The sequence below is a fragment of the Prosthecobacter sp. genome (assembly GCF_044222345.1).
GTDB lineage: Bacteria > Verrucomicrobiota > Verrucomicrobiia > Verrucomicrobiales > Verrucomicrobiaceae > Prosthecobacter.
In genome coordinates this window covers 82872-96126 of the sequence record NZ_JBGANL010000002.1, presented here as the reverse complement: position 1 = coordinate 96126, position 13255 = coordinate 82872, and the positions used below count along the sequence as shown (strand labels likewise).

Annotated in this window: 10 protein-coding genes; 7 read left to right on the top strand and 3 right to left on the bottom strand. The window is 61.5% G+C overall.

Annotated elements, in window-relative coordinates; translation table 11 throughout:
• Nucleotides 1–2: 2 nt before the first annotated feature.
• Nucleotides 3–1589, bottom strand: coding sequence for an MFS transporter (locus ACILSL_RS02045; RefSeq protein ID WP_395730329.1), 1587 nt, complete (start codon nt 1587–1589; stop codon nt 3–5).
• A 249-nt stretch (nt 1590–1838) separates the two neighbouring features.
• Between ACILSL_RS02045 and ACILSL_RS02040 the strand changes: the two genes are divergently transcribed.
• Nucleotides 1839–3146 (top strand): DUF1501 domain-containing protein, encoded by a 1308-nt coding sequence (locus ACILSL_RS02040; protein ID WP_395730454.1) that lies wholly within the window; start codon nt 1839–1841, stop codon nt 3144–3146.
• 114 nt (nt 3147–3260) lie between these two features.
• Nucleotides 3261–4604 carry a hypothetical protein gene (locus ACILSL_RS02035; RefSeq protein WP_395730328.1) on the top strand — a complete coding sequence of 448 codons (1344 nt, stop codon included), beginning with the start codon at nt 3261–3263 and terminating at the stop codon, nt 4602–4604.
• Nucleotides 4605–4620: 16 nt separating this feature from the next.
• Here the strand turns inward: ACILSL_RS02035 and ACILSL_RS02030 are convergent, their stop codons facing one another.
• Nucleotides 4621–5199: a 2'-5' RNA ligase family protein gene (locus tag ACILSL_RS02030; RefSeq protein ID WP_395730327.1), complete on the bottom strand. Its 579-nt coding sequence runs from the start codon at nt 5197–5199 to the stop codon at nt 4621–4623.
• 129 nt (nt 5200–5328) lie between these two features.
• Here ACILSL_RS02030 and ACILSL_RS02025 point away from each other — a divergent pair, with 129 nt between their 5' ends.
• From ACILSL_RS02025 to ACILSL_RS02005, 5 genes are all read left to right on the top strand, one after another.
• On the top strand, nt 5329–5787 hold the full coding sequence (locus ACILSL_RS02025) for a YhcH/YjgK/YiaL family protein (RefSeq protein ID WP_395730326.1): 459 nt from the start codon (nt 5329–5331) through the stop codon (nt 5785–5787).
• A 90-nt stretch (nt 5788–5877) separates the two neighbouring features.
• Nucleotides 5878–8451 (top strand): PSD1 and planctomycete cytochrome C domain-containing protein, encoded by a 2574-nt coding sequence (locus ACILSL_RS02020; protein WP_395730325.1) that lies wholly within the window; start codon nt 5878–5880, stop codon nt 8449–8451.
• Nucleotides 8451–9902, top strand: a complete 1452-nt coding sequence (locus ACILSL_RS02015; RefSeq protein ID WP_395730324.1) for a DUF1501 domain-containing protein — start codon at nt 8451–8453, stop codon at nt 9900–9902. The genes ACILSL_RS02020 and ACILSL_RS02015 overlap by 1 nt, the downstream gene beginning before the upstream one ends.
• Nucleotides 9903–9925: 23 nt before the next feature.
• Nucleotides 9926–11188, top strand: coding sequence for an MFS transporter (locus ACILSL_RS02010; protein ID WP_395730323.1), 1263 nt, complete (start codon nt 9926–9928; stop codon nt 11186–11188).
• Entirely contained in the window at nt 11185–12441 is a 1257-nt protein-coding gene (locus tag ACILSL_RS02005) for a hypothetical protein (RefSeq protein ID WP_395730322.1), read from the top strand. Before ACILSL_RS02010 ends, ACILSL_RS02005 begins: the two co-directional genes overlap by 4 nt.
• Here the strand turns inward: ACILSL_RS02005 and ACILSL_RS02000 are convergent.
• Nucleotides 12438–13214 (bottom strand): helix-turn-helix domain-containing protein, encoded by a 777-nt coding sequence (locus ACILSL_RS02000; RefSeq protein ID WP_395730321.1) that lies wholly within the window; start codon nt 13212–13214, stop codon nt 12438–12440. The genes ACILSL_RS02005 and ACILSL_RS02000 overlap by 4 nt on opposite strands.
• Nucleotides 13215–13255: the final 41 nt, after the last annotated feature.

The window sequence follows — 13255 nt, the reverse complement described above, 5'->3', positions numbered from 1 at the left end:
GTTCAGGGCTTCACATCACGCAGATTCACCATGAGCAGGTGCCGCACGCGGGGTGGTTCGGCACCGCGATGAAAATTTTGCACAGCGAGCTCGATGCGCTGGTCCTCCATGGTGGCGCGTTCATGCTGCCGCAGATGCTCGGCCCAGGAGCCGACGAGAAAGGTCTCACGGTAGTGGGTGGGATCTTCGAGATCCGCGAAGAGTGAGCAGCGGAAGGCACCATCACGCAGGCGGACCTCGCGCAGGTGCAGCATGGCGGCGCGGAATGCGGGGGCTTCTTTGGGATCGATGTGATACTCGATGGTGATGAGGACCGGGCCGTCGCTGGGGGCGGGTTCGGTGGTCATCGCGCTGTGAGGCAGCATGTGGCCGGAGGGGGAGAGGTCCAGCTTTTCCACATGGCTGATGGGCAGCAGACGTGCGAGCACGGCGCTGATGAGAAGGCAGCCGGCCGCGATGCCGAGTGTGATAGGCGCATTGAGATGGCTGGTGAGCTGCCCCCAGGTGAGAGCGCCGATGGCAAATGCGCCCTGCATCACGACAAGGTAGATGGCGGAGCTGCGGGCGCGCACCCAGTTGGGGAACACGCTTTGGGAGGCGACGCTGAAGGTGTTCATGCCGCTGATCCACGCCGCGCCTGTGACCATGAGGACGAGTCCCATGGCGAACTTTCCAGGCACCAGCGCGAGGATGGCCGTCATGGCTGCTGAGACCACGCTGGCCCCGAACAGCACGTGATCGAAGGTGAAGCGCTCGCGCAGGCGTGGCAGCCACACGAGAGCCATGAGGATGGCGCCGCCGCCGTAGCAGCCCATGAGGATGCCGAAATCTGCGGCGGCCCATTGGCGTGAATGAACGATGATGGGCAGCAGCACCACGGGAGCCACGGCGGCAAACATGTGGATGCCCCCGCGGTAGAGGACGGCCTGCATGGCGCGGGCATGGCGTGCGTAGCGGATGGCGGCAGCCATGGCGCCCAGCATCTGCTCCTGCTGCGCGCTGCGTGGCGTGGCGATGTAGCTGCCGGTGCACATGACAGCGATCACGGCGACAAAGGAAAGCGCGTTCAGCGCAAACACCGGCGCTGGCCCGAGCGCCGCAAGCAGCAGGCCGCCGAGGATGGGGCCGAGTGAGCGGGCGATGTTGAAGCCCACGCCATTGAGCGCGATGGCGTGGGGGAGCTGCTCGCGGCCCACCACCTCTGGAATCAAGGCCTGCCAGGCTGGCATGGTGAAGGCTGCGGCGACGCCGAGCTGAAAGGTGGCGAGCAGCAGCAGCGTCTGCGTCAGAGCGCCATACCATGCCAGCAGCGCCATGCCCGCCGCGGTGAGGAGGGCGCCTGTTTGGGCGATCAGGATCAAGCGCCGCCGGTCCACCAGATCTGCCAGCGCTCCGGCGGGCAGGGCCAGGAGGAAGAGAGGCAGGCTGGACATCGTCTGCATGAGCGACACGAGGTAGGGCGAACTCGTCATCGTGGTCATCGTCCAGACGGCCGCCGTGTCATTCATCGTGGTGCCGATGTTTGACCCGATGCTGCCCAGCCACATGGCACGATAGACAGAATTGCGGAGCGGTGACCAGGCTGACATGTGTAGGTAGCATAACGTTTTTGCACGGCTGCGCGACTGTGCAATTCACTTCCTCTGAGAACTCGCGCGAATGCGTGACAAGGGATGGCTCGCCAGTGGCGTATGATTGCTTACTGTTCTGCCATGTTTACCCGCCGCCAGCTTTTGCAAACCGCCGGACAAGGCTTTGGCGCGCTCGCGTTTCATTCGCTGGCCAGCGCGGAGACGGCGCATCGTTCCCAAGTCGTGGTGCCCAAGGCGAAGCGCGTGGTGCAGCTCTTCATGGGCGGTGCAGCGAGCCACATCGATCTGTTTGATTACAAGCCGGCGCTGATCAAGCATCACGGGGAGGACGCTGACTTTGGCGAGAAAGTGGAGGCGTTTCAAAACGGGCTCGGGCCTTGGAAGAAACCGGTGTGGGACTTCAAGCCCTACGGCCAGAGCGGCCGCATGCTGAGCGATGCTGTCGCGCCGCTCGGTGCCTGTGCCGACGACATGGCCTTTGTACACAACATGGTGGGCAAGACCGGTGTGCATTCGCAGGGCACGCTGCTGCAGGCCACGGGATTCAATCTGCCGGGCTTTCCGGGCGTGGGCTGCTGGGTGAGCTACGCACTGGGCTCCATCAGCGACAATCTGCCGACGTTTGTCGTGCTGCCGGATCATCGCGGCTTTGCCTCGAACGGGCCCAAGAACTGGGACAGCGCCTTTCTGCCCTCGCAGCATGCGGGGACGATCATTTATCCCGGAGCGGAGACACCCATCGCGGATTTGTTTCCGCACAAGGCCGGGCGCTACATCAGCGCGAAGTCGGATCGTGAAGGATTCGCGCTGCTGGAGCAGCTCAATCGCAAACACATGGCCGCGCATCCGGAAGACTCTCGTCTGGAAAGCCGCATTCAGAGCTACGAACTCGCCGCGAAGATGCAGCTCGCCGCACCGGAGGCACTGGACATTTCGAAGGAGTCCGATGCCATGAAAGCGATGTACGGCATCCAGGAACATCGCAAAGTCTGGCCCACCGAAATCAATCCTGAAGAAGAGGCCGACTACATGGGCCGCAAGTGCCTGGCTGCGCGCCGCCTGCTGGAGCGTGGCGTGCGCTTCGTGCAAATCTGGAGCGGCAATGACAACGGCTTCCCGCGCCGCAACTGGGACAGCCACGAAGACGTCGAGCGCGATCACGGCCCGCTGGCCTGGGGCATGGCGAAGGCGGTTTCAGCGCTGATTCTTGATTTGAAACAGCGCGGGCTGCTCGATGACACCATCATCCTCTGGACCACCGAATTTGGCCGCATGCCAAGCACGCAGGGCGGCAAGGGGCGCGATCACAACCCTTACGTCTTCACCAACTGGCTCTGCGGCGGTGGCATTCAGGGCGGCGTCACTGCCGGCGAGAGTGACCAGTGGGGGTACAAGCCGCTGGATCGCGCGAATCCTACCACCTGCTACGACATTCATGCGACGATGATGCATCTGCTGGGCATTGATCACACGCAGCTCACCGTCCGCCATAATGGCATTGATCGGCGGCTGACGGATGTGCATGGGCAGGTGATCCGGGGGCTGGTGGGGTGAGAAAAGCAGTCCCGTGCTGTAGCTCGTCGGATTGAGCCGCTCATCGAAGAACAAGCTAAAGACCCTGAGTGCTTTTTAACGAAGAACTTGCGCATGCTGTTGCGTAGTGACGTCATGAACAAGTTCCTGATCCTCCTTTCAATGCTGGCACTTCCAGCCTTCGGCGAACCCCTGCGGCTCGCGACGTTTCGTGCGGACATCACGCCGCAGGTTGGCGCGCCTTTGTGCGGTGGGTTGGTGAAACCGGTGGCGGGGGTGAGCGAGCCGCTGCTGGCGCTGGGCGTGGTGATTTTGAGCGATGACAAGCCGGTGGTGCTGTGTGCGGTGGACTGGTGTGAGATTCGTGCGGGGGATCATGTGCACTGGCGGGAGGTGCTGGCGCAGGCGGCGGGAACGACGCCGGAACGCGTGGCGGTGCAGAGTCTGCACCAGCACAATGCGCCGATCGGAGACGCGGCATCGCACCGGCTGCTGGCGGGTTTTGCTTCGCCGCCGAGTGTGATGGATCCTGAGTGGGCGGAACGTGCGCTGAAGGGCGTGGCGGCAAGCCTTGAGGCCGCGGTGAAGAAGGCTGAGCCTCTGACGCACATCGCGTATGGCGAGGCGGGGGTGGAGCATGTGGCCTCGAATCGTCGCATTATGGGTGACGATGGGAAGGTGGCGAAGATGAGGCTGAGCTCCACGAAGGATGCGGCGCTGCAGGCGCTGCCGGAAGGGCTGGTGGATCCGCAGCTGAAGACGGTCAGTTTTTGGAACGGAGAGAAGAAGCTGGCGGTGCTGCACTATTACGCGACGCACCCCATGAGCTACTATGGCGATGGCATGGTGACGTATGACTTCGTGGGCACCGCGCGTGAGCGGCGCACGCAGGACGATGGTGTGCCGCATCTGTACTTCACCGGCTGCGGAGGCAACATTGGGGCGGGGAAATACAATGATGCCAGCAAGGAGGCGCGGGTGCGGCTGGGTGAGAACATTCATGCAGCGATGGTGGCTTCCGAGCAGCAGATGAAACGGGTGCCGCTGACGAAGATGGAATGGCGCGCGCGTCCTGTGGTGTTGAAATCGAATCCTGAGTTTCCCGAGGAGCGCATGCTGAAAGTGTGTGAGAACGCCACGGCTGCGGCCGCGACGCGCATCAGCGCGGCGTTTCGTGTGGGCTTCGCCCGGCAGAGCGCTGCGGGCGTGCCGATCCAGTTCACCAGCCTGCATTTGGGAGATGAGGTGTGCCTCCTGCATCTGCCGGGGGAGACCTTCATCGAGTATCAACTCTTTGCGCAGAAGCAGCGCCCGGGTGGATTCGTCGCCACGGCGAGCTATGGCGATGGCGGGCCGGGGTACATCCCGCTGGAAAAATCTTTCGCCGAAGGCGGGTATGAGCCGACGCAGGCCTTTGCCGCACCGGAGTCCGAAAAGGTGATGCGGGAGACGATTGTCGAACTGCTCCGCGCGAAGTGAGGGGTGGCGATGAGCTTCAGCCTTGAAGCGTCCAGCGACCGAGCTCCTGGAAAGTCTTTCGGTTCTTGATCGCCTTGAGGAGGACGATTTCGCGCACCGTCCAGATCACGGGTTCCACATATTCTTCTTTAACGATGGTATCATCGTACAGCAGCGTGACATGCGGCGTGAAGTGGCCGGCTGGCTTGCCCATTTCGCGTTTCAAGCGTGAGGCGAAAGCTCGCAGGGCTTCATTGCCTTCGCGGTCTGCGAGGACACAGGGAAAATTGGATTTCTTCTCCGAGAAGCTTTTCACCCGGTCAAAGAGCACCTCAAAAGGACTGACACCTTTCACCACTTTGGCCGCGACCATTTGAGCCATTTGAACCGACCTCTCCAACGCATGTGGGGCATGATCGAAAGTATGCAGGGTGACATGGAAGCGACCCGTGGGGCGGGGAACACCCTTCAGCCCGTGTCTGGCCCTCACCTCGCATGCGCAGCGGGCGATCTGCTCTGCAGCCACCTGATCAGGAAGGATGGCTAGAAAGACGCTGGTGACCGGCTGCTCTTCAAGGGCGGCGGGCATGTCGGAAAATAGGAACTGGTCGTTCATGGACAGGTCGGACGAAGGGGCGGAACACTCAGCGGGACTGATGACAATTCAATGCGCGATGAGGCTCTCGGTTCACCTTTGTGCGTTGCACACGGCTCAAGCATGGTGTCGATTTAATGCCTTCTTCTCATGATCCTCGACACTCTTGAAAATTCCGCCCGCTACGAGTCTTTCAATTCGCGTTTCGCGAAGGCCTTTGCCTATCTCCGCACGGTGGACGGCACGCAGCCGCTGGGGCGGTTTGATCTGGACGGGGACCACTGCTTTGCGCTGGTGCAGACCTATGAGACGAAACCGATGGAGAAGGCGAAGTTTGAGGCGCATCGGAAGTACATCGACGTGCAGTTCATCTACAGCGGGCGTGAAACAATCCTCTGGGCGCCGCTGGCGGCGATGAAAGAGGAGACGATGGCCTACAACGAGGAAAAAGAGGCCGCGCTGTGGAAGCTCATCCCTGATGTGACGCCGCTGCACCTGAGCGGCGGGCACTTCGCCGTTCTTTACCCGCAGGATGCGCATGCGCCCTGCATTGAGTGGGAAAAGCCGGAACAGGTGTTCAAAGTGGTCGTCAAAGTGGCGGTGGAGTAATCCGCCGCAAAAACGGGCGTACTGGGGGCGTAGGTTTATTCCCCCCCCCTGATGAAGCTGACGCCTGCTGTTCTCTTTTGTTCCCTCGCCGTGACCGTTCGCGGCGCGGACCGCATGCTCACGTTTGAGAAAGACGTGCGCCCCATCGTGAAGGCCCATTGCACGCACTGCCATGGGGAGGAGGAGAAGCCCGAGGGCGGCGTGGATCTGCGGCTGCGGCGCTTTATGGACCTGAAGCTGGAAAGCGGCAGCCATGTCGTGGTGGCGGGACAACCGGCGCAGAGCGAGCTGGTGCGGCAGATCAAAAGCGGGGAGATGCCGAAGAAGGGCAAGCAGGTGTCCGAGGCGGAACTGGCGATCATTGAGCAATGGATCGCGCAGGGAGCCAAGACCGCGCGGCCTGAGCCGCTGGCACTGGCCCCAGGGCCGATGATTTCAGATGATGACCGCGAGTACTGGGCTTTTCAGCCGGTGAAACGTCCTGCGGTGCCTGCCAATGTGGATGTCAAGAAGGTGCGGACCCCGGTGGATGCCTTCCTGCTCAAATCGATGGCGGACAAGGGTCTCGCTTTTGCGCCCGAGGCTGATAGGCGGACACTGATTCGCCGCGTGACGCTGGATCTCACCGGACTGCTGCCGACGCCGGAGGCGGTGGAGGCCTTTGTGAGTGACAAATCACCGCTGGCCTATGAGCAGCTGGTGGAGCGCCTGCTGGCCTCGAAAAACTATGGCGAGCGCTGGGCGCGGCACTGGCTGGATGTGGTGGGTTACGCGGATTCGAACGGCTATTCAGAGGCTGACTCGGTGCGGCCTCAGGCGTGGCGTTATCGGGATTACGTGATCCGTGCGATGAACGCGGACAAACCTTGGGATGAATTCATTCAGGAGCAGCTGGCGGGGGACGAGCTTGCCGGGGCGACGCATGGAGACTTCCAGCAGGCGGTGCTGGATCCGCATCGGACAGATCAGCTCATCGCCACCGCCTTCCTGCGCATGGCTCCCGATGGCACGGGCGATGCGCCGGATGATGCAAAACTCGCGAAGAACCAGGTGATCGCCGAGCAGATGAAGGTCACGACCTCGTCGCTCATGGGCATGACGGTGGCGTGTGCGCAGTGCCACGATCATCGCTACGATCCGATCACACAGGCCGACTACTACCGGCTGCGTGCTGTGTTTGATCCGGCCTACAACTGGGAGGCCTGGCGCGCGCCGGCGCAGAGGCTGTACTCGCTTTACACTCCTGAGGAGCGCGCGAAAGCGGCTGCGATCGAAGTCAAAGCCAAGGAGATCGAGGCCGAAGCGCGGGCGATGAGCAAAAAATTCCTCGATGAGATTTTTGAGGTCGAGATCAAAAAGGTGCCCGAGGCGGAGCAGGCGGCCTTCCGTGTCGCCCGTGACACGCCGGTGGCCAAACAGACACCGGAGCAGAAGGCGCTCATCAAAAAATATCCTTCCGCGCTCGCGACCTACTCGCTCGATCTCTACGACAAGAAGAAGCAGGACATCGTAGATGCGAAGATGGCCGAGGCTAAAAAGCTGCGGGAAACCAAGCCGGTGGAAGGCTTTGTGATGGCGCTGACGGAAGTGAAGGGCCAGGTGCCGGTGACCAAGCTTTTCAATCGCGGCGACCACGATCAGCCCAAGCAGGCTTTGACCCCCGGTGAACTGAGCATCCTCGCCAGCCCGCAGATCGAGCCCTTCAAACCGGTGCCGGTGAGCAGCGGCTCCAGTGGTCGCCGCCTCGCTTATGCGCAGTGGCTGACCAGCGGCAAACATCCGCTGACGGCGCGAGTGCTGGTGAACCGCTTCTGGATGAACCACATGGGACGTGGCATCGTGAACACGCCGGGTGATTTTGGCCGCCAGGGCGAGCTGCCCACGCATCCCGAACTGCTCGACTACCTCGCCGACGAGTTCGTGAAGAGCGGCTGGAAGCTGAAATCACTGCATCGTCTCATCATGCTGAGCAGTGCCTACCGGCAGTCGTCGGTGAACAACGCTTCGTTGCACAACGATCCTGAAAACAAGCTCTATGCGCGTTTCAAACTGCGCCGTCTGGATGCCGAGACGCTGCGTGACTCCCTGCTGTCGGTTACCGGCACGCTGGTGCAGTCGAGTTACGGCCCGCCGAGTGGCATTGGTCGTGATCCGCAGGGCCGCGTCATCACCGGCATCGACAAAGGAACGATCACGCTGAACAAGGTCGATCCCGGTGGTGCGGACGATTTCCGCCGCTCCATCTATGTGCAGGTGCGCCGCAGCAAGCCCGTCACCGTGCTCGACACCTTTGACGCCCCCGTCATGACGCCGAACTGCGAGTTGCGTGCGCAGACCACTGTGGCTCCGCAATCGCTGCTGCTCATGAACGACACCTTCGTGCTCGACAGCTCGCTCCGCCTCGCAGGCCGCCTGGAGGCTGCGGCCCCTGGGAATCGCACGGAGCAGATCAAGCGCGCCTGGGAACTGCTCTTTGGCAAACCGGCGACGCAGGCTGACGTCACACGCGGCATCGCCTATCTCGATGAGCAGACCAAGGCGCTCGCCCAGTATCACCACGACATCCAGCATCCGAAAGGGGTCGTGCCCAATCCGCCGCAGGAAGCCATGGCCAGTCTTTGCCAGATCCTTTGCAGCTCAAACCGTTTCCTCTACGTCGAATAATGAACCGCCCCAAGCTTTGCTCCCGCCGTCACTTCCTGCACGCCAATGGCTACAGCCTTGGCACGCTGGCCCTTGCCTCGTTGCTTGAGAAGGATGGCCTGCTCGCCGCCCCCGTGAAGCCGGAGAGCTTCACCGGCGAGATACGCTACGATCTGCATCCGAAGAAGCCGCACTTTGAGCCGCAGGCGAAGGCGATGATCTCCATGTTCATGATGGGCGGGCCGTCGCAGATGGACCTGTTTGATCCGAAGCCGATGCTCACGAAGTACGACGGGCAGAAATTTCCTGGTGAGATCAAGTATGACAATCTCGCGCAGGCGTCATCGAAGTGCTTTGGCTCGCCGTGGAAGTTCCAGAAGCACGGTGAGTGCGGCATGGAGATCAGCGAACTGCTGCCGAACCTGAGCAAGGTGGTGGATGAGATCACGCTGATCCGCTCGATGACTTCCGGCGTGAGCAATCACGCGCAGGGTCTGTATGCGATGAACGGGGGGCGTATCACCGCGGGTCGTCCGGCGCTGGGTTCATGGCTGACCTACGGTCTCGGCAGTGAGACGGATGAACTGCCCGCCTACATGGTGCTCTCGCACCCCAACGGTCTGCCCACCTTCAGTGGTGAGCACTTCACCAATGGCTGGCTGCCTTCGCTGTTTCAGGGCACGCTCGTGCGCGCCACTGAGCCGCGCATTCTGAATCTGGATCCGCCACCGTCTCTGGCCGGTGCGCCGCAGCAGCGCCAGCTTGATTTGCTGAAAGCCTTCAACGAGGACCATCTGGCCCTGCACCCTGGCGAGCTTGATCTGCAGGCGCGTATTTCCAGCTATGAGCTCGCGGCCAAAATGCAGGTGGCTGCCAAGGAGGCGCTCGATATTTCGAAGGAGCCTGAGTACGTCAAAAAACTCTACGGTGTCGACAACCCGATCACCAAGGATTACGCCACGCGCTGCATCATCGCGCGTCGCCTCGTCGAGCGCGGTGTGCGCTACGTGCAGGTGCTCAATGCGGGCCAGTCATGGGATCAGCACGGATCGCTCATCACCGCGCTGCCCAAGAACTGCCAGGCCACCGACCAGCCGAGTGCTGCGCTTCTCATTGACCTCAAGCAGCGCGGTCTGCTGGACAGCACCGTCGTCCACTGGGGCGGAGAAATGGGCCGTCTGCCGGTGCTGCAAAACGATGCGGGCCGTGAGAAGTGGGGCCGCGACCACAACACCTACGGCTTCAGCATGTGGATGGCTGGCGGCGGCTTCAAGAAGGGCTACGTGCACGGCGAAACGGATGAATTTGGCCATAAAGCCGTGATCGACGAAGTGAAGCATTACGACTACCACGCCACGCTGCTGAAGACCTTCGGCCTCGATCACACCAAGCTGACCTACAAGCGCAACGGCCTCGCCGCATCGCTCACGGACAACCAGGGTGCGAAAGTGGTGGATGAACTGCTGGCCTAACATTTGACCAGCGATCATCCGACATGACTGCCGCCGCTGATCCCAATCCACTTCATCGTTCGGCGGCTTGGAAGTGGACGATCTGCGGCCTGCTGCTGCTCGCTTCGGCGATCAACTACATGGACCGCCAGACGCTGGCGAATGCGGCGGTGCGCATCACCAAGGAGTTTCGGCTCTCGCAGGAGCAGTATGGCCACATCGAGGCGGTGTTTGCTTACGCTTTCGCAGCGGGTTCCATCGTCTTTGGCTGGGCGGCGGATCGCTTTTCCGTGCGCTGGCTTTATGCCATTGTGTTGACGATGTGGTCGCTGGCCGGACTGGCCACGGGCTTTGTGCACAACGAGCAGGAGCTGCTCTGGTGCCGCATGGCGCTCGGATTTTTCGAGGCCGGTCACTGGCCCTGCGGCATCCGCACCACGCGGGCGCTGCTGGATGCGCGTGAGCGTTCCTTTGGCAACAGCGTGCTGCAAAGCGGCACCTCCGTGGGCGCGATCATCACGCCGCTGATCATGAGCGGGCTCATGACGGCCGAACTGGGAAGCTGGCGCACGGCGTTTCAAGTGGTGGGCATCACCGGCTTTGGCTGGCTGGTGCTGTGGTTTGCACTCGTGCGCAAGGCGGACCTTCCTGCGCCGGTTCGTTTGAGCGAGACCTCGGACAAAGGGGATGGTGCCAGCCTGTGGAGCGTCATTTTCAGCCGGCGCATGCTCATCATTTTTGTGGTCATCGCGGGGATCAACACGACGTGGCAGATCCTGCGTGCATGGCTGCCCAAGATTTTGCAGGAAGGGCGTGGATACACGGAAGCGGAGACACTGTGGTTTACCTCGGCCTGGTATCTCGCCACGGACGTCGGCTGCCTCGGGGCAGGAGCGCTCGCGGTGTGGCTGGGGCGGCGCAAACTTTCGGTGCATGCGGCGCGTGTGATTGTCTTTGCGGGGTGCGGGGCTTTGTGCGCCTCCTGCGCGTTCACCCCGTGGCTGGAGCATGGATGGGTGCTGCTCGCGGTCTTCATGCTCGCGGGCGCCGGAGCGCTGGGTGTGTTTCCGCTGTATCATGCCTTCACGCAGGATCTGTCGGGGCGGCATCAGGGCAAGATCACGGGCATCGCCGGAGTCGTCGCGTGGGTGCTGCCGGCGCAGGCGCAGCAGTTTTTTGGCAGGCTGGCGGATCGCACGCATTCGTTTGATCAGGGGCTGATCTTGGCCTCCTGCCTGCCACTCATCGCGGTGCTGCCGCTGTGGTTGTTTTGGGAAAACAAATCGGACCGTTCTTCATCATCATGAGCTCATCATCCTGGACCCGCCGCTCCTTCCTCCTGGCCGGTGCTGCCGCAGCAGCCACGGCCCATGCCGCCCCCACGCCCGCACGTAAAAAAGTCGCGCTCATCGCCACGGTGATGTTCAAGAACGCGCATGCGATGCATTTCGTGGACCGGCTTGCCATGGGCCACGCGTGGGCCGGGCAGTGGCTGCCGCCGCAGACGGATCTGGTGTCGATGTACGTCGCGCAGTTTCCTAAAACCGATCTCGCGCGCGGTCGTTCGGAGCGCTATCACATCCCGATCTATTCCAGCATCGCCGAGGCGCTCACACTGGGCACGGGGAAGCTCGCGGTGGATGGGGTCGTCCTCATTGGTGAACACGGCGACTACCCTGAAAATGAAAAGGGGCAGACGCTCTACCCGCGCTACGAATTCTTCAAAGAGGTCGTCAAAGTCTTCGAAGCCAGCGGCCGCAGCGTGCCCGTCTTTAACGACAAGCATCTCTCCACCGAGTGGAGCAAGTGTGCCGAGATGGTGGCTGATGCCAAACGCCTCGGTTTTCCCTTTCTCGCCGGGTCCTCATTGCCCGTGACACGCCGTCTGCCTGCGGTGGACCTGCCGTGGGGCACGCCGCTGGCGGAGAGCGTGGCCGTCGGCTACGGCGGTGTCGAAAAATACGACTTCCACGGCCTCGAAACCGCGCAGTGCATGTCCGAGCGCCGTCGTGGTGGTGAGGTCGGCATCAAAAGCGTGCGCGCTCTGCGTGGCGAAAAAATGTGGGAGCATGCCGCCACACGGAAGAACACGCAGCGCCTGCTCGCCGCCGCACTCACCCGCAGCCACACCTGGCCGGTGGAAGGGTATCCCCTGGAGCCGGTCAGCTTTGAGTGGGCGCGCAAGATCTTCCCTGATGCCTTCGCGTATTTCATCGAACATCGCGACGGCTTCCACACCACGCTCTTCATGCTGCCGGTGCGGGATTTCAACTATGCGGGCCTGAACAGCGAAACTGGCGAGATCACCTCCTGCCAGATGTTTCTGCCCATGCCGGGCTCCAGCTCGACCACCGCCGACTTTTTCAATCCGCTCGTCCATCACATTGAGGACATGATCCTGCACAATCGTGCGCCCTATCCTGTGGAGCGCACGCTGCTCACCTCCGGCATGCTGATTGCGGCGGTCGAATCGCTGTATCGCAAGGGGGAGGTCATTCAAACGCCGGAGCTGGGGGTGGCCTACACCGTGCCGAAAGAGTCGCTGTACTGGCGCAGCTAAGCCAGCGCTTCTGGCAGCGCCAGTGCCCGCTCTCTTCGTGCTTGATGCTCGCGCCGATACTTCAGCGGTGTGCTGCCGGTAAATTTCTTGAAGCGCTTCACGAAGGAGCTTGGGTCATAAAAGCCACAGTCCGCAGCTATTGTTGCCACGCTTGCGGCGGTGTGTCGGATGGCGTCGATGGCGTGAAACATGCGGACTTGTTCGACGAAAGCGTAGGCAGTCATCTTCATGCGTTGCTTGAAGATGCGGGCAAAGTGGCTCTCGGAGAAGCTGCAGCGTGTGGCGAGTTGGGCGATGGTGATGCTCTCGGCGTAATGTTTGGCGATGTGCTCGATGGCGGGCAGAAGGCGGTTTAGCTCGGCCTCCTGGCCCATCACATCCTTGTATTCCTCGTTGATGGTGATAAGGCCGATTACTTTGCCCTTGTGATCTCGCAGTGGGAACTTGCTGGAATAAGCCCATTTCATCGCATGAGCGAAAAAGCCCACGGCATGGACTTCGTTGAGGAGCGGCCTGCCGTGCTTGAAGACTTGCAGGTCATTCTGGCGGAAGCTTTGTGCGATGATCTTTGGAAACAGGTCAAAATCCGTCTTGCCAATGATTTCGAGGTTGTCCGGCAGGTGGATCACGCGGCGCAGAGCCTGGCTCATGTACAGGTAGCGGGAATCGAGATCCTTGATCATGAACATCGCGCCCGGAATGCGCTCCAGGGGATCGAGAAGCTGGCCCAGGTCTGCCAACTCGGTGAGAAATGCTTTTTGCAGAGGTTTCATTTCGAATGATCGGATATTACCATTTTTTGCGGGTATGACCA

Coding starts and splice junctions, on each gene's coding strand:
- ACILSL_RS02015 (WP_395730324.1), top strand. CDS start 8,451: ATGAACCGCCCCAAGCTTTGCTCCCGCCGTCACTTCCTGCACGCCAAT.
- ACILSL_RS02010 (WP_395730323.1), top strand. CDS start 9,926: ATGACTGCCGCCGCTGATCCCAATCCACTTCATCGTTCGGCGGCTTGG.
- ACILSL_RS02035 (WP_395730328.1), top strand. CDS start 3,261: ATGAACAAGTTCCTGATCCTCCTTTCAATGCTGGCACTTCCAGCCTTC.
- ACILSL_RS02025 (WP_395730326.1), top strand. CDS start 5,329: ATGATCCTCGACACTCTTGAAAATTCCGCCCGCTACGAGTCTTTCAAT.
- ACILSL_RS02000 (WP_395730321.1), bottom strand. CDS start 13,214: ATGAAACCTCTGCAAAAAGCATTTCTCACCGAGTTGGCAGACCTGGGC.
- ACILSL_RS02005 (WP_395730322.1), top strand. CDS start 11,185: ATGAGCTCATCATCCTGGACCCGCCGCTCCTTCCTCCTGGCCGGTGCT.
- ACILSL_RS02045 (WP_395730329.1), bottom strand. CDS start 1,589: ATGTCAGCCTGGTCACCGCTCCGCAATTCTGTCTATCGTGCCATGTGG.
- ACILSL_RS02030 (WP_395730327.1), bottom strand. CDS start 5,199: ATGAACGACCAGTTCCTATTTTCCGACATGCCCGCCGCCCTTGAAGAG.